Source organism: Kitasatospora sp. NPDC088160 (assembly GCF_044741445.1).
Classification (GTDB): Bacteria; Actinomycetota; Actinomycetes; order Streptomycetales; family Streptomycetaceae; genus Kitasatospora.
Genome location: NZ_JBIUSS010000027.1, coordinates 85543 through 101376 on the forward strand (window position 1 = coordinate 85543; position 15834 = coordinate 101376).

General features: G+C 74.6%; 13 protein-coding genes. 8 read left to right on the plus strand and 5 right to left on the minus strand.

Features of this window, described 5'->3' with window-relative positions; translation table 11 throughout:
* Positions 1-214 precede the first annotated feature (214 nt).
* Positions 215-1138, minus strand: a complete 924-nt coding sequence (locus tag ACIOGZ_RS34205; RefSeq protein WP_363584952.1) for a DUF4231 domain-containing protein — start codon at positions 1136-1138, stop codon at positions 215-217.
* Between the two features lie 257 nt (positions 1139-1395).
* On the minus strand, positions 1396-2856 hold the full coding sequence (locus tag ACIOGZ_RS34210; RefSeq protein WP_363584950.1) for an NCS2 family permease: 1461 nt from the start codon (positions 2854-2856) through the stop codon (positions 1396-1398).
* A 162-nt stretch (positions 2857-3018) separates the two neighbouring features.
* Between ACIOGZ_RS34210 and ACIOGZ_RS34215 the strand changes: the two genes are divergently transcribed.
* The 3 genes from ACIOGZ_RS34215 to ACIOGZ_RS34225 are packed head-to-tail and all read left to right on the plus strand — an operon-like array spanning position 3019 to position 6163.
* The gene (locus tag ACIOGZ_RS34215; protein WP_363584948.1) at positions 3019-3321 is read left to right on the plus strand and encodes a DUF2530 domain-containing protein; all 303 of its coding nucleotides are present in this window, start codon (positions 3019-3021) and stop codon (positions 3319-3321) included.
* A gap of 52 nt (positions 3322-3373) precedes the next feature.
* Entirely contained in the window at positions 3374-5848 is a 2475-nt protein-coding gene (locus ACIOGZ_RS34220; protein ID WP_363632245.1) for an HAD-IC family P-type ATPase, read from the plus strand.
* A 57-nt stretch (positions 5849-5905) separates the two neighbouring features.
* Positions 5906-6163, plus strand: a complete 258-nt coding sequence (locus ACIOGZ_RS34225) for a hypothetical protein (RefSeq protein WP_363584944.1) — start codon at positions 5906-5908, stop codon at positions 6161-6163.
* A gap of 4 nt (positions 6164-6167) precedes the next feature.
* Here ACIOGZ_RS34225 and ACIOGZ_RS34230 read toward each other — a convergent pair whose 3' ends face one another.
* Together ACIOGZ_RS34230 and ACIOGZ_RS34235 are read right to left on the minus strand one after the other, a co-directional pair.
* Positions 6168-9464, minus strand: a complete 3297-nt coding sequence (locus tag ACIOGZ_RS34230) for a sacsin N-terminal ATP-binding-like domain-containing protein (RefSeq protein WP_400988821.1) — start codon at positions 9462-9464, stop codon at positions 6168-6170.
* 169 nt (positions 9465-9633) lie between these two features.
* Complete coding sequence (locus ACIOGZ_RS34235; protein WP_363585068.1) at positions 9634-10515, minus strand: DUF3027 domain-containing protein; 882 nt, start codon at positions 10513-10515, stop codon at positions 9634-9636.
* 582 nt (positions 10516-11097) lie between these two features.
* Between ACIOGZ_RS34235 and ACIOGZ_RS34240 the strand changes: the two genes are divergently transcribed.
* The 4 genes from ACIOGZ_RS34240 to ACIOGZ_RS34255 all read left to right on the plus strand — a co-directional run bounded on the left by ACIOGZ_RS34240 (position 11098) and on the right by ACIOGZ_RS34255 (position 14711).
* On the plus strand, positions 11098-12489 hold the full coding sequence (locus ACIOGZ_RS34240) for an MFS transporter (RefSeq protein ID WP_400988846.1): 1392 nt from the start codon (positions 11098-11100) through the stop codon (positions 12487-12489).
* A 72-nt stretch (positions 12490-12561) separates the two neighbouring features.
* Positions 12562-13092: a hypothetical protein gene (locus ACIOGZ_RS34245; protein WP_363584940.1), complete on the plus strand. Its 531-nt coding sequence runs from the start codon at positions 12562-12564 to the stop codon at positions 13090-13092.
* A 10-nt stretch (positions 13093-13102) separates the two neighbouring features.
* Positions 13103-13867 (plus strand): futalosine hydrolase, encoded by a 765-nt coding sequence (locus ACIOGZ_RS34250; protein WP_363584938.1) that lies wholly within the window; start codon positions 13103-13105, stop codon positions 13865-13867.
* Positions 13860-14711, plus strand: coding sequence for a 1,4-dihydroxy-6-naphthoate synthase (locus ACIOGZ_RS34255; RefSeq protein WP_363584936.1), 852 nt, complete (start codon positions 13860-13862; stop codon positions 14709-14711). Before ACIOGZ_RS34250 ends, ACIOGZ_RS34255 begins: the two co-directional genes overlap by 8 nt.
* 9 nt (positions 14712-14720) lie before the next feature.
* On the opposite strand, the gene ACIOGZ_RS34260 is transcribed toward ACIOGZ_RS34255, so the two are convergent.
* Entirely contained in the window at positions 14721-15104 is a 384-nt protein-coding gene (locus ACIOGZ_RS34260; RefSeq protein WP_063348207.1) for a cold-shock protein, read from the minus strand.
* 472 nt (positions 15105-15576) lie between these two features.
* Between ACIOGZ_RS34260 and ACIOGZ_RS34265 the strand changes: the two genes are divergently transcribed.
* A complete protein-coding gene (locus ACIOGZ_RS34265) occupies positions 15577-15819 on the plus strand; it encodes a hypothetical protein (protein ID WP_363584932.1) in 243 nt (80 codons plus the stop codon).
* Positions 15820-15834: the final 15 nt, after the last annotated feature.

Here is a 15834-nt window from a genome sequence, read left to right on the forward strand (position 1 = left end):
GGCCTCCGGACAGGGACTGGGGTCGCGCGCAGGCGATGAAACCAGGGCATGGACACGTAATGATTACGTTCTACGCCTTCCCGCCCGACCCTCACGCACTCCGCACACCTGTGCCCTCGGCGTGGCGTCCGCTTCGCCGGATCTCCCCAGCCCCTCCCCTGAGTTGACGGCAGCGACAGACCCGGCCGATCCCCGGCGTCGACGGCCCCGGCCGTTACCTCGGAAACGCCCGGCGGGCCCGCCAGGTGGTGTGCTCGCGGGACACCGCGTCCTCCGCCTCGGCGGCCATCCGGGCCCAGCGCGCCTCGGCGTCCGGCGTCTTGAGGTCGAGGTCGGAGAGCTGGTTGCCGACGTTCTCCAGTTCGCGCGCGGCCAGCTGGTAGGCGGCGGCCAGCGGGCGCAGCTGCTTGAGCTGGGTCCAGGCGATGACGGCGGCGGCCGCGGCCGAGCTGGCGCCGAAGACGTGCACCTGGAGGGCGCCGGTGGCCTGGGCGACGGCCGCCGCCGCGCCGATGATGATCAGCGCCGCGATGCCGAGCCCCCAGGACACCGCCTGCGTCTCGCAGGCCTCGGCCCGGGCGCGGTACCAGGTGCGCTGGCCCTCGACCCGGGTGCGCAGGTAGAGCATGCGGCGGGCGGTCAGGCTGTCGGCCCGCATCCGCCGCATCTCCGGGGTGATCTCGGGGACGGTGCCGGGCGGCACGATCTCCGGGTCCTCGAAGGCCCGCAGCACGTCCTCGACCTGGAGCAGGTAGCCGCGGTCCACGTCCGCGGACTCCGCCTCACCGTCGAACGGCCGGGCCCGGACGGTGTACTTCCAGGCCAGCGTCTTGACCGACTCGGCCGCCGCCCGGGCCTCGTACCAGCGGCCCTGCGGGTTGCTGCGGCGCAGCCGGGACCAGAAGTAGCCGGCGATCAGGAAGGCGCCCACCGAGTACAGCGGCACACTGTCGAAGGAGCCGCGGTCCTTCGGCCCGGGGAACGAGCCGATCACGGCGGCGATCACCAGCATGGCGATCAGTCCGCGGTACCAGCGCAGCGTCTCGCGCTGGCCGTCCAGCGAGGCCTTGTCCGCCGTCCAGAACAGCTCCGGCAGCAGCTTCGCCTCGTCTCCCCCGGGCGGATCCTGTTGCACCATCGGTCGAGCCCCCTCCCCGTGTCCGTCCAGGCAGTATTCCCTCCGTCAACTTCGCTACACAGGCCCCTTTTTGACATTCTTCCCGGCGGCGATCGCTCCGCCCCCTCGAAACCGGTACGACCGGTTGCAGCTCTGCGTCCACCGACGGCCGACCCCAGGGCCACCGGCCCCGGGATCGAAGGCGCCCCCGGGAACGGCAGCGGCCCCGCCCTTCCCCCAGGGGGAGAGGACGGGGCCGCCGGTGGAGCGGTACGGCGTCAGAGCAGGCCGAGGGCCGGCATCAGGTAGTAGAAGGCGAACACCGCCGCCACCGCGTACAGCGGGACGGGCACGCTGCGTCCGCGCCCGGCGGCCAGGCGCAGGACGCAGAAGGCGATGAAGCCGAAGCCGATGCCGTTGGTGATGCTGTAGGTGAACGGCATCATCACGATCGTCAGGAAGGCCGGGATCGCGATGGTGTGGTCCGACCAGTCGATCTCCTTGATCGAGCCCGCCAGGATCAGGAAGCCGACGGTGACCAGGGCCGGGGTCGCGGCCTGGGCCGGGACCATGGTGGCGAGCGGCGTGAGGAAGAGCGCGACCACGAAGAGCAGGCCGGTGACGATCGAGGCGAAGCCGGTCCGGGCGCCCTCGCCGACACCGGCGGTGGACTCCACGAAGCAGGTGTTCGCGGAGGCGGAGGTGGCGCCGCCGGCCGCGGTGGCGATGCCGTCGACCATCAGGATCTTGTTGATGCCCGGCAGGTCGCCGTTCTCATCGAGCAGGTGGGCCTCGTCGGCGACGCCGAGGATGGTGCCCATCGCGTCGAAGAAGCAGGACATCAGCACGGTGAAGACGAACAGCACGCCGGTCAGCACGCCGACCTTCTCGAAGCCTCCGAACAGGCTGACCTTGCCGACCAGGCCGAAGTCGGGGGCGGCGACCGGGTTGCCCGGCCAGGCCGGGACGGTCAGGCCCCACTTGAGCGCCGGGACGTCGACGAGCTTGTCGATCACCACGGCGAGCGCGGTGCTGACCACGATGCTGATCAGGATGGCGCCGGGCACCTTGCGGATCAGCAGGACGAGGGTGAGCAGCAGGCCGAACACGAAGATCAGCACCGGCCAGCCGAGCAGGTGCCCGCTGCCGCCGAGTTGCAGCGGGACGGTGGTGTGCGCGGCGTCCGGCATGCGGCTGACGAAGCCGGAGTCGACCAGGCCGACGAGGCTGATGAACAGGCCGATACCGATCGCGATGGCCTTGCGCAGCCCGAGCGGCACGGCGTTCATGACCCGCTCGCGCAGGCCGGTGGCGACCAGCAGCATGATCGCGAAGCCGGCCAGCACGACCATGCCCATGGCGTCCGGCCAGGTCATCTTGGGGGCGAGCTGGAGCGCCACGATGGTGTTGACGCCGAGGCCGGCGGCCAGGCCGATCGGGACGTTGCCGATCACGCCCATCAGCAGGGTGGTGAGACCCGCGGTGAGGGCGGTGGCGGTGACCAGTTGGGCGCTGTCCAGGTGGGCCCCGGTCATGTCCGTGGCGCTGGCCAGGATGATCGGGTTGAGCACCAGGATGTACGCCATGGTGAAGAAGGTGGCGACGCCGCCGCGGATCTCGCGCGGCAGGGTGGAGCCGCGCTCGCTGATCCGGAAGTAGCGGTCCAGGGCGCCGGCGGGGGGCTTGGGGGCGCTGGAGGCGGGTTCGGGCGACTCGGTGGTCGGCTGGACCACAGGCATGCGTGCGTCCTCTGTGGGGGAGCTGAGGAGGGGGGACGCCCGGGGCGACGGTGGCCGGGCGGGGAGTTTTCAGTATGGTTTCCCGATCGCACACGCGCTATCTTCGCGCGTAGAAGCCCGAGGGCCCCTGAGGGCCGGCCGCCGCACCGTACGCTAGGCCCCATGCCCAAGAAGCCGCTGCACCCCTCGCCCCCTCCGCTGGAGGCCAACGACGTCGCCATCGTCGGCGGCGGCACGGTGCTGTGGTTCGTCGCCTTCCTGGCGCTGCTCCCCTTCCAGGGCACCCTCTCCGACCACGGCCACGGCACCTGGCCGTGGATCTGCCTCTCCGGCGGCCTGCTCGGCCTGATCGGCCTCTGGTACTGCCGCGCCCGACGGGACGCCATCGCCCGCGACCGCGCCGCCGAGGCCGCGAACCGGGCGGCCGGAAACGACGGCCAGGACCCGGCCACCCGGTCGGACTGAATAGTCCTTTAGTAGCACGCACCGGACATAAGGCACCCGTAGAGTCGGTGCCATGACGCAGCCTGCCCACCCCGCGGAAGAGCAGCCCGGCGACGCCGACCGCCCCGACGGTGCGCACCCCCTCGGGCTGCTGCCCGGCCGGCGCGGCGGACTGACCTCCGCCGAGGTGGCCGAACGCGTCGCGCGCGGACAGGTCAACGACGTCCCCGTACGGTCCAGCCGCTCCGCCAAGGAGATCGTCCGGGCCAACGTCTTCACCCGCTTCAACGCGATCATCGGCGTGATGTTCGGGATCATCCTGATCGTCGGTCCGATCCAGGACGGCCTGTTCGGCCTGGTCATCGTCGCCAACACGGCGATCGGCATCATCCAGGAGCTGCGCGCCAAGAAGACCCTGGACAGCCTGGCCCTGATCGGCGAGGCCCGCCCCGAGGTCCGCCGGGACGGCACCGTCGAACAGATCGCCGTCGCCGAGATCGTGCTCGACGACACGGTGCTGCTCGGCATCGGCGACAAGGTGATCGTCGACGGCGAGGTCACCGAGGCGGACGGCCTGGAGATCGACGAGTCGCTGCTCACCGGCGAGCCCGACCCCGTCCTCAAGCAGCCCGGCGACCAGGTCATGTCCGGCAGCTTCGTGGTGGCCGGCGCGGGCGCGTTCACCGCCACCAGGGTCGGCCGCGAGGCGTACGCGGCGCAGCTCGCCGAGGAGGCCAGCCGGTTCACCCTGGTGAAGTCGGAGCTGCGCAGCGGCATCAACAGCATCCTTCGCTTCATCACCTACCTGCTGATCCCCACGGCCATCGGCCTGATCATCAGCCAGCTGGCCGTCGAGGGCCGCGACTGGCGCGAGGCCGTGCGCCGGATGGTGGCCGGGATCGTACCGATGGTCCCCGAGGGGCTGGTCCTGCTGACCTCGGTCGCCTTCGCGATCGGTGTGATCCGGCTGGGCCGAAAGCAGTGCCTGGTCCAGGAGCTCCCGGCCATCGAGGGCCTGGCCCGGGTCGACACCGTCTGCCTGGACAAGACCGGCACCCTCACCGAGGGCGGCATGGACGTCGTCGACCTGCGGGTCCTCTCCGACGGCGAGCCCGGCGCCCTCGACCCGGACACCATCAAGCACGCGCTCGGCGTGATGGCCGGCGCCGACGCCCGCCCCAACCCCTCCATGCAGGCGGTCATCGACGCCTACGGGCGCGGCGACGGCGGCGCCCCGGGGGCCGGCGGCGCCCCGGCCGCCGACGGCTGGCGGGTGATCGAGGCGATGCCGTTCTCCTCCGCCCGCAAGTGGAGCGGCGTGCAGTTGCTGGAGCCGCAGGGCGGCGAGGCCAGCTGGCTGCTCGGCGCCCCCGACGTGCTGCTACCCGCCGGGCACCCGGCGCTCACCGAGGTCGACGAGCTGGGCGCCAAGGGCCTGCGGGTGCTGCTGCTCGGCCGCACCCCCACCCCGCTGGACTCCCCCGACCCGGCCGCCGGGCTCGCCCCGCTCGCCCTGGTGGTGCTCCAGCAGCGGCTGCGCCACGACGCCGCCGAGACCCTGCGCTACTTCGAGGGCCAGCAGGTGCAGGCCAAGGTCATCTCCGGCGACGCCGCGGTCTCGGTCGGCGCGGTCGCCGGCCACCTCGGCCTGCCCGGCGCCGACCACCCGCTGGACGCCCGGACGCTGCCCGCCGAACCGGACGCCCTCGCCGACACGGCCGAACGGACCACGGTCTTCGGCCGGGTCACCCCGCAGCAGAAGCGCCAGCTGGTCGCCGCACTGCAGTCCCGCGGACACACCGTGGCGATGACCGGCGACGGCGTCAACGACGTGCTCGCGCTCAAGGACGCCGACATCGGCGTGGCGATGGGCACCGGCAGCGACGCCACCAAGGCGGTCGCCCAGATCGTGCTGCTCAACGACTCGTTCGCCACCCTGCCCTCGGTGGTCGCCGAGGGCCGCCGGGTGATCGGCAACATCGAGCGGGTCGCGGGCCTGTTCCTGGTGAAGACGGTCTACTCGGTCCTGCTGGCTCTGCTGGTGATCTTCACCCACTCGCCGTACCCGTTCCTGCCCCGGCACTCCACCGTGCTCTCCACCCTCACCATCGGCGTGCCGGCCTTCTTCCTCGCCCTCGCCCCCAACAACGAGCGGGCCCGCACCGGCTTCGTGAAGCGCGTCCTGCGGCTCGCCGTGCCGGGCGGCGTCATCGCCGGCACCGGCACCTTCGTCGCCTACGCGCTGGCCCGCGCCGACCACGCGACCGACCTCAAGGCCGACACCAGCGTGGCCACCCTGACGCTCTTCCTGATCGCCATCTGGGTGCTCGCCATCGTCGCCCGCCCCTACAGCTGGTGGCGCCTGCTGCTGATCGGCACCATGGGCGGCGCCTTCGCTCTGGTCCTGCTGGTGCCCTGGCTGGCGGAGTTCTTCCAGCTCTCGCTGGTCGGCACCCGCGACCCCCTGGTCGGCGTCGGCATCGCGGTGGTCTGCGGCCTGGCCCTGGAGATCGCCTGGCGCTTCATGAAGCGCCGCGGGATGGAGTGAGGCCCTGGCACCCCCAGCCCGCAGCCTGGATGATGGATCACGGAAGGGGGTGCCGACATGGCCCGCACAGGTGGGGAAACCGAGCGCGAGACCGGGCAGGTGGAGGCGTTCGCCGCCTTCCTGGCCGGCCTGCTGGCCGCCGGACTGACGGTCCTGGCCCTGATGGGCGGCCGCTGGCTGACGAACGCCGGCGAGGTGACCGCCCCGGCGCTGCCGTGGGTGCCGACAGCCGTGAAGGCCCTGGTGGCGGCCGTCTGGCTGGCCACCACCACCGCCGTCTACCTGCGGTTCAAGCGCCGCGGGCGGGCCCGCTGAACTCTCAGCCCTCGAAGTCCCGCGCCGCGGACAGCTCGTACGCCCGGTCCGGATCGGTGAGCGCGGCCAGCACCTCGAACCGCCGGTGCCACTGCCCGACCGACCAGGCGAGCCCGGCCGCCAAGCCCTCCGGGGTGGCCGCGTGCAGCAGCCCGGGCACCGGCGGGAGCTCGAACTCGTCGTCCTCGTCGGCGGCCTCGGCCGCGTCCGGGTCGTAGGGCGCCTCAGGGGCGTCCGCCTCGACGTCCCAACGCCAGTCCACGGCGGCGTCGTTGCCGTCCGGGCCGACCACCAGCAGCTCCTCGTGCTCCTCGTAGGCGACCGGGCAGCCGGGCAGCAGCTCCCGCACCACGGCGGGGACCCGGTGCAGCACGCCCTCGGAGAGCACCCGCCCGCCCGCCACCTCGCTGGCGAGCGAGACGTGCAGCCGCTCGGCGAGGTCGGCGGCGAGCGCCGGGGCGACCGGCACCAGCGGGTACGGGTGCAGGAGCTGGACGAGGTCGGGCGCGTCGGCGACGACCGCCCTGGAGGCGTCGACGATCACCGTGTGGGCCGGCCGGCGGCCGGTGTCCGGGTCGAGCGGCGGCAGCGCCCGCACCACGTCGACCGGTTCGATCCGCTCGATCTCGACCCGCGCCAACGCGCTGTGCAGGCCGTGCAGTTGGCGGTGGCCGACATCGGAGGCCTGATCGGTGAGCCGGTCCAGCACCTCGTCCGGGCCGTGCGGTTCGGCGAGCAGCGCGGCCAGCGTGGTGCGTACCCCGAGCGCGTGCAGGAACTGCTCGTCCAGGGTCGTCCGGGCCTCGTCGTAGAGGCCGCGCAGCAGCGGGTCGGCACCGGCCGCGCGCAGCCCGGCGGGCTCCCGGCCGTCCAGCACCGGGTGGTCGCGCAGCCACCAGGCGGTGTACGGCGGCAGGTCGGTGTAGGAGCCGTCCGGCAGCAGGGTGCGGACGGGGTTGACCACGGCGTCCCGGTACGGCGGGCGGGAGAGCGCGGCGAGCGCCTCGGGCCAGGCGTCGTCGTCGACCAGGTCGAGGTCACGGACGGCCAGCAGTTCGGCGGCCACCGGCGGGACGCCCACGACGTCGTCGGCCTGCAAGGCTTCGAGGGCGTCCTCGGCCCAGTCGGCGAGGCCGTCGGGCGCCTCGTCGAGCAGCCCGGTGGGGTGGCCGCCGGCCGCGCGGTCGGCGGGCGCGGTGGGGTCGAGCCGTTCCAGGTCGTCCGGGTCGAGCACCACGTCCTCGGCGCGGACGAGGACGAAGTCGGCGAGCACGCCGACGGCGGTGAGCACCTCCGGGCCCCAGCGCTCCAGCAGCTCGTCGTCCACCCAGCCGGCGTCCTCCTCGCGGGCGAGGGCCGCGAACGGGCTGCCGGGCAGGACGAGTTCACCGGCGCGGGCGGGCTCGCCCTCGTCGTCGAGCAGGGCCAGCCGGGCCAGCCAGGGGTGCTCGCCGGCGGTCGGGCCGGCGACCTTGACCAGCGCCAGGACGGCGTCGGCCAGTTCGAGCGCGGCCTCGACGTCGTCCTCGGCCACCTGGTAGGAGCGGGCGACGGCGGCCCGCACCTCGGGGGTGTCGAGCACCCCGGCCGGGGTGGCGGTGCCGGCGCCGAGCTTGGCGAGCAGCGGGTGGGCGGCCTCGGGGTGGGCGAGCCGCAGGTCGAGGGCGGCGAGCGCGTCGGCCAGCGACTCGGGGTAGCCGGGGAAGGCCGCCCAGTCTGCGTCCTCGGAGGGCAGCAGGACGCGCCGGGGCCCGGTGATGGTCCGGCCGTCGGCGAGTGGGACGGGCAGCGCGCCGAGCGCCTCCGGGTCGGCGGCGCCGAGCGCCGCGTACAGGTTGCGCCACCAGGCGGGCTCGCGGTCCAGACCGCCGAGCTGGTCGACCACGTCGGCCAGCGGCACCCGGCGCACGTTCAGCACCCGCAGCTCGGTGCGGCGCTCCAGCCCGGCCGGCAGCAGCCCGGGGAAGATCGGCGCCAACGCCTCGACCACCGAGCCGTCCGCACCCTCCAGCAGGGTGGCGTCCCGGGGGCGCAGCGCGGGCGTGCCCGCCTCGACCGGCGCCGGGTGCGGCAGGAACGGCGTGCCGGGCAGCCGGGAGAGGACGGCCCCGCGGAGCGCGTTGTCGAGCGCGCCCTGGCCGAGCGGCCCGGGGACGAGACCGAGCGAGCCGAGGTCGGCGCCGCGGGCGCGCAGCAGGTCGGCGTAGCTGTCGGCGGCGCGCTCGGTGAGGAAGTCGGCGAGCGCGCCGGGGGCGACGTGCCGGCGGGTGGAGTCCAGCGGGTAGGAGGCGATGAGCAGCGCGGGCAGGCCGATCGGCTCGTCGCTGGGGGTGGGCGCGTGCAGCACCGGCGCGATGCCGGGCGCCTGCGGGGTCCCGTCGGCGGCGACCGGAACGGCCCAGGTGACCGTCCAGTACGGGCGGGCGCGCTCCTCGGTGGGACGGTCGGCGAGCAGCTCGGCGGCCAGGGTGCCGGTGGCGCCGGCGGTCTGCCAGCGGGTCCGCCGCGGCCGGCCGTCCGCGTCGTCGGTCACGGTGACCTCGGTGACGCCGTCCGGGCGGGGCTCGGCGGCGGCGCGGGTGAGCGTCCGGGTGCCCTCCGGGGTCTCCACCACGACCTCGGCGAGGCCGGGCAGGGTGAGCAGCAGCGCGTCGTCGATGCCGGCGAGCAGACGGCGGGTCAGGTCCTCGGCGGCGGCGTCCCGCAGCGGCAGCACGACCACCGTGTCGTAGCCCTCGGGGGCCGGGCCCTCGGCGGCGAACGGCAACCGCAGCAGCGGCACGTGGCCGTCCCGGCGGCGCAGTTCCTCGGCCAGCGCGGGCTGCGCCTGGGCCAGCGAGCGGGCCTCGCCGAGCGACCAGCGCACCCCACCGGCGGCGCCGAGCACGGCGGGCTCGTCAGTGACGGCGAGCACGGCGGCGAAACCGACGCCGAACCGGCCGACGGCGGGCGTCTCACCGCGCTTGGAGGAGGCGCGCAGGGTGGACAGCGACTCGACGGCGGCCGCGTCCAGCGGGGCCCCGGTGTTGGCTGCGGCGAGCACGCCGTCGGCGAGGGTGAGCCGCAGCCGGCCGGGCCCGTGCCCGGCCCGGACCGCCGCGTCGGCCGCGTTCTGCGCCAACTCGACGACCAGGCGGTCGCGGTAGCCGCCGAGCGCGAGTTCCTCCTCGGCGTTGGCGTCCTCCCGGAACCGGGCCGGCGAGGCGGCCCAGGCGTCCAGCACCCGCCGGCGCAGCGCGGCGCTCCCGAAGGGGTCCGCGAGGTGCTCGTCCGTGCCGCTGCCGATGATCCGAGGTTCCACTGGACCTGCCGCCTTCCGCCGCCCTGTACTTCGTACGGGGGGCATTCTCCCCCGCCCCGGCCGCTGCTCCGGACCGCGCCCCCGCCGCCGGGCGCCCGCAGGGCCCCCACCCGCACGAACGCCGCGGCCCGCCCCACCGGTTCGGTGGAGCGGGCCGGAGCACACATCGTCAGGAGTGCCCGAGCTCCTCCGCCGGGGCGTCCGGCTCGACCGAGCCGGAGGTGCGGTCCGGGTGCAGCTGCATCGGCTCGACCACCAGCTCGTCCAGGATCAGCTCGGACGGCGCCGGCGGGGCCGGGATGACGGCCGCCTCGGAGTGCCCGCCGCAGCCGTACGCGAAGGAGACGATCTGCCCGTCCGCCGGCCCGAACTCGTTGCCGCACACGCCGAAGGCCTGTCCGAGCGAGCCGCCGATCGGGATCAGGAAGCCGCAGCTGCCGCACGCGGCGGGCGCGGCCTGCGCCATCGGCGTCTGCGCGCCGTGCGCCTTCTCCCAGCGGTCGGCGGCCAGGTGCAGGCCGAGCCGGGAGAGCACCCGGCTGCGGCCCATGCCGAGCTCCTCGGCGACGGCGTTGATCCGGGCCCGGGCCGGGGCGGGCTGGATGCCCGGGTCGGTGACGACCACGTCCTCCTCGGCCGCGAGGGCGACCGCGGAGTTCGGGGCGGGCTCGTCCTCGCCGCTCCAGCCGGGTTCCAGGCGCGCGTCGTCGGCGCCGGTGGGCAGCAAATCACCCGGGCCCATGTCGCCGGGGCGCAGCCGCTCGCTCCACGGCACCCACTGGGGGGCGAGGACGGCGTCGGCACCGGGCAGCAGGACGACCTCGTCGAGGGTGACGTTCTTGGCGCGCGGGGCACGGGCGACGGTGACCGCCCAGTGCCAGCCACGGTAGGCGGCGTCCAGGCACTCGAAGGTGTGGGTGACGACGCGGTCGGCGTCCGCCTGGGCGCCGAGATGTGGTCCGACGGTCTCCGGGCCGACGGCCTCCTCGGCCGCCTTCCGGGCGAGTTCGACGGCCTCGGCACAGAGCCGATCGGGGGTACGGCTTCGCATCGCAGCACTCACGGCGTCGATTCTCTCCCAGTTCTTCTGTCGCCCACGGCGTGTTGCCTGTTCCGTCGCGGCTCGATAGTCCCTTGTCCATTCTGCGCGACCAGGGGCCGCCGCGGATACCGGCCGCGCCGCTCGTCCGGGCCTGCCGGCGCCCCGGCGCTCGGCGCGCGGCCCTTGGGCAGGCTACCCGCCGGTCGGCGCCCCGGCACAGTCCGGGGCGGTGGCGGCCGTTCCGGGGCCGCGCCGAGGGGGGTGGATTCCCGCGTCACTGCGGCGATTCTGGGGCAGGATGGGCATGTGGCGGACGAGGACCCGTCGCAGCACGCACTGCACGCCTCGCAGGCCGGCAGCCCCGACCAGGCGGACGCCGTGCCGCGACAGCAGTCTCCGGCCCCCGCTGCGGGCGAACCGCAGCCGGGGGGCGATTTCGAGTCGCCCGCCGCCCCCGTGAGCCTCGTCAAGACCGGCGCCGCGATCGCCACCCTGACCGACACCGGCCCAGACCCGGCCGTCCACGCCCGGCGGCTCGCCGCCCTGGACGGGGACCCTGGCGAAGAGGATCCCGAGCCTAGCCGCAACCTCCTGGTCCGGACCGCCTCCGCCGCCGGCGCCCGCACCGGCCGGGTGGTGCACGGCACCGGCCGCCGGATCCGCAAGGCCACCTCCGCGGAGGGCGCGGGCGAATCCGGCCTGGCGAAGCTGATCGAACTGCACGCGCTGAACTCCTTCGGCGACATGCTGATCACCGTCGCGCTGGCCTCGACCATCTTCTTCTCCGTGCCCACCGGCGAGGCCCGCGGCCGGGTGTCGCTGTACCTGCTGATCACGATGGCCCCGTTCGCCCTGCTGGCCCCGGTGATCGGCCCGCTGCTGGACCGGCTGCCGCACGGCCGCCGGGCGGCGATGGCGATGTCGATGCTGGCCCGGGCGGTGCTGGCCTGGACGATGGCCGGGGTGATCACCGGCGGCGGCCTGGCGCTGTACCCGGAGGCGCTGGGCGTGCTGGTGGCGTCCAAGGCGTACGGGGTGGTGCGCAGCGTGGTGGTGCCGCGGCTGCTGCCGAGTCGGCTGTCGCTGGTGAAGGCGAACTCCCGGGTCACCCTGGCCGGGCTGCTGGCCACCGGGGTGGCGGCCGGGGTGGGCGGCCTGCTGCACCTGATCGGGCCGGGCTGGCCGCTGCGCGGCGCGTTCCTGGTCTTCGTGATCGGCACTCTGATGGCCTTCCACCTGCCGCACGCGGTGGACTCCGCCAAGGGCGAGCAGCGCGCCCTCCTGCACTCCGAGATGCACGCCGAGGTGCACGGCGAGGTGCACGCCGAGGTGCACGGCGGTGTGCACGGCGCGCGGGCGCTGGAGGACGCCCGGGCCCCGAAGGCCTCGCTGCGCACCGTCGGCCCGTCGGTGATCCTGGCGCTGCGGGCGATGTCGGCGCTGCGCTGGCTGGTCGGCTTCCTGGTGATGTTCCTGGCGTTCCTGCTCCGCGACGAGCCGATCGGGGGCCTGCGGCCGACGCTGGCGCTGGGCCTGGTGGCGCTGGCGGCGGGGACGGGCAACGCGCTGGGTTCGGTGCTGGGCTCCTGGCTGCGCACCCGGGGCTCGGAGGCGACGGTCACCGCGATGCTGCTGCTGGCGACCGGCGCGACGGCGGCGGCCGCGCTCTGGTACGGCGTGGTGACGGTGGTCCTGGTCGCCGGCGTGGCCGGGGTGGCGGCCTCGCTGGGCAAGCTGGCGCTGGACGCGCTGATCCAGCGGGACGTCCCGGAGGCGGTGCGGACCTCGGCGTTCGCGCGGTCGGAGACGCTGCTCCAGCTGTCCTGGGTGGCCGGCGGCGCGGTCGGCATCCTGCTGCCGCTGAACGGCGTGCTGGGTCTGTCGGTGGCCGCCGGGGTGGTGGGTCTGATGCTGCTGTGGACGGTCCGCACGCTGTTCCGGGTGGGCCTGCGGCGGCGCCCGACGGCGCCCAGGGTGGCCTGAACCGGCCACGGGCAACACGCGGTGGCCGACCCCCGCGTAGCGTGATCGGCGAAGCCCGGTAGATTCTGACGCATGAGCCTCAATACCCGTGCCATCGCCGCCCTCGGCGCCGTCGTCGTGGTCGGTGCTGCCACGGTCGGCACGTCCGTCGCCATCGCGAGCGGCCAGACCGAGCACAGCTCCCACCGCGCGACCCTCACGGTCGGCAACTCCTCGATCGTCGCGGACCCGCTGTGCTTCAACGGCGGCAGCCCGATCACGGAGGACCTGCAGCAGGAGTGCCAGCAGAAGGCCACCCAGGCCCTCGCGGAGGGCACCCTCCCGACCTCCGACGTCGTGGTGAGCGACCGGGTCGGCGTCGGCGTCTCCCCGAACGTGGCCGACAAGGGCTGGTGGGCCTTCAGCAACGGCGGCTCGCAGGGCCAGGGCGGGCGCTACAGCCTGTTCTCCTACGCCAAGGGCCCGACCTTCTCCGGCTCCCAGCCGGCGAGCCAGGTGCTGAACGCCTCCGGCAAGACCCTGGTCACCGTGGTCGAGGGCGACAAGAACTCGGACAACCCGGTCGCCGTCTGGTACTTCCAGCTGAACACCCAGGACAGCTGACGCTCCCGCGATGACCGCACACGCCGTCACGGACGAGCGCGACGAGCAGCCGGGCCCCGACCGGGCCCGGCTGCTCGTCGTCGTCGCGGTGCCCGCCGAGGCCGAGGCCGTCCTGCGCGGCCTGCCCGGCCCGGCCGCCGTGCTGCCGTTGCCCGGCGGTGCGCTGCACCGGGCCGCGGGCGCCCCGGTGGACGTCCTGGCGGGCGGGGTCGGCCCGGCCGCCGCCGCGGCCGCCGCCGCCGCCGCACTGGGGGCGCGGGCGGCCTCGGGGGGCCGCTACGGCCTGGTCGTCTCGGCCGGGATCGCCGGCGGGTTCGCCCCGCACGCCCCGGTCGGCACCACCGTGCTGGCCGACGCGATCGTCACCGCCGACCTCGGCGCCGAGACCCCCGAGGGCTTCGCCGACGTCACCGAACTGGGCTTCGGCACCGTCCGGCACACCCCTCCCCCGGCCGCCGTCGCACTGGCCGCCCGGGCCCTGGGCGCCGCCACCGGCCCGGTGCTGACCGTCTCCACCGTCACCGGCAGCGCCGAGCGGGCCGCCGCGCTGGCCGCCCGCCACCCGGGCGCCCTGGCCGAGGCGATGGAGGGCTTCGGCGTGGCCGAGGCCGCCGCCCGGTACGGCGTGCCGGTGCTCGAACTGCGGACCGTCTCCAACCCGGTCGGCCCGCGCGACCGGGCCGCCTGGCGGATCGGCGAGGCGCTGGCCGCCCTGGAGCGGGCCTTCGCCGCACTGCCCGTCCACGAACTGATCGAGGAGGCCGGCCGTGGCTGAACGGCTGAGCATCGCGTACTCGCCCTGCCCGAACGACACCTTCGTCTTCCACGCCTGGGCGCACGGCCTGGTGCCCGGGGCGGACGCCCCCGAGGTGACCTTCGCGGACATCGACGTCACCAACGGCCTGGCCGAGCGCGGCGAACTGGACGTCCTGAAGATCAGCTACGGCGCGCTGCCCTGGGTCCTGGACGAGTACACCCTGCTGCCCTGCGGCGGCGCGCTCGGGCGCGGCTGCGGCCCGCTGGTGCTCACCCGGCCGGGCACGGACGCCCCCGCGGACCTCACCGGGAAGACGGTGGCGGTGCCGTCCGAACGCTCCACCGCCTACCTGCTGTTCCGGCTCTGGGCCGCGAAGGCGGTGCCGGGCGGCTTCGGCGAGATCGTCGTCCTGCCGTTCCACGAGATCATGCCCGCCGTCCGGGACGGCCGGGTGGACGCCGGCCTGGTGATCCACGAGGCCCGGTTCACGTACCGGCAGTACGGCCTGCACAGCCTGGCCGACATGGGCGAGGCCTGGGAGCAGGAGACCGGCCTGCCGATCCCGCTCGGCGCGATCGTCGCCCGGCGCTCGCTCGGTGCCGAACGGCTGCGCGCGCTCGCCGACGCCGTCCGCGCCTCCGTCCGGCAGGCCTGGGCAGACCCGAGCGCCAGCCGGGAGTACGTGCTGGCGCACGCCCAGGAGATGGACCCGGCCGTCGCCGACCAGCACATCGCCCTGTACGTGAACGAGTTCACCGCGGACCTCGGCGAGGAGGGCTACGCGGCCGTCCGCGCGCTGCTCACCCGGGCCGCCGCGGAGGGGCTGGTGCCGCCGCTCGACCCGGGTGCGCTGGCGTTCTGATCCCCCCGGTCAGACGTCGAACTGGTCGGCCACCGCGCGCAGCAGGCCGGCCAGCTTCTGGCCGGTCGCCTTGGCCGGGTAGCGGCCGTGCTGGAGGCCCGGCAGCACCGCGTCCAGCGTGGTAATCAGGTCCTGGACGATCGGCGCCATGTCGTCGGCGCTCTTGCGCTGGGCGGCGGCCACCGACGGCAGTGCGTCCAGCAGCTGCACGGCCATCGCCTGGTCGCCGCGGTGGCCGGCGACCACGCCGAACTCGACCCGCTGGCCCGGCTTCAGCACGGTGACACCGGCGGGCAGCGCCTTGGTGTGGACGAAGACGTCGCCGCCGTCGTCGCGCGACAGGAAGCCGAAGCCCTTCGTCTCGTTGAACCACTTGACCTGGCCGGTGGGCATCTCGACAGTCCTCGAATGGGTGTGAGGGATCCCGGCCCTGGCCGGGGATCACTGGGTGGTGGGGAAGGCAGCCGACCTCGGCTCGGCGCCCGCGGGCGCTCATGGTCAGCACGCTGTCAGGAGCAGACTAACGGTCCGTCACTGCCTCATCCGCGTTCCGCGAAAGATCCGCGTTCCAAGGCCCGTTGGGGGCGGTACGGGCGCGGCGGTCTCGCGATCACGGGCGACCCGGTACTGGCACGGCCGGGGCGCGGCTCAGCACGGTCCATCGGCTCACACCCCCGGGTCTGAGGAAACGGGGCGCACCTGTCGCACCCCTCGGCACCCCCTGCATACCCCCGCCCAGCAGGGATCAAAACGTTCAGCTTCCGAGAAACTGCGCAACGTGACCGGGCCGCTCCGGTGGCGGGGGCCGGCGGCCGCTCTGCCAGACTGGACCGACCGCCCGACCAGCCCCGAGGAGCGAGCAGACGTGAGCAGCCAGAGCGCCGACCCCGGCGACGTGTACGTCAAGGCCGGAACGATCGTCTTCGGTCTGGGCGCGCTCGCCACCCTGGTCACCTTCGTCCCGCTGTTCCTGCACCTGACGCCGCTGCCGACGGCCGCGTACTGGCTGAGCATGCTGATGCCGGCGGGCTTCCTGGCCGCGCTGACCGGGCTGCTCCTGAACGCGCGGGCCCAGCGGCGCCGGGTGGAGTCCGCGGGCGCGTCCTAGGCCCCGGTCCCGGGA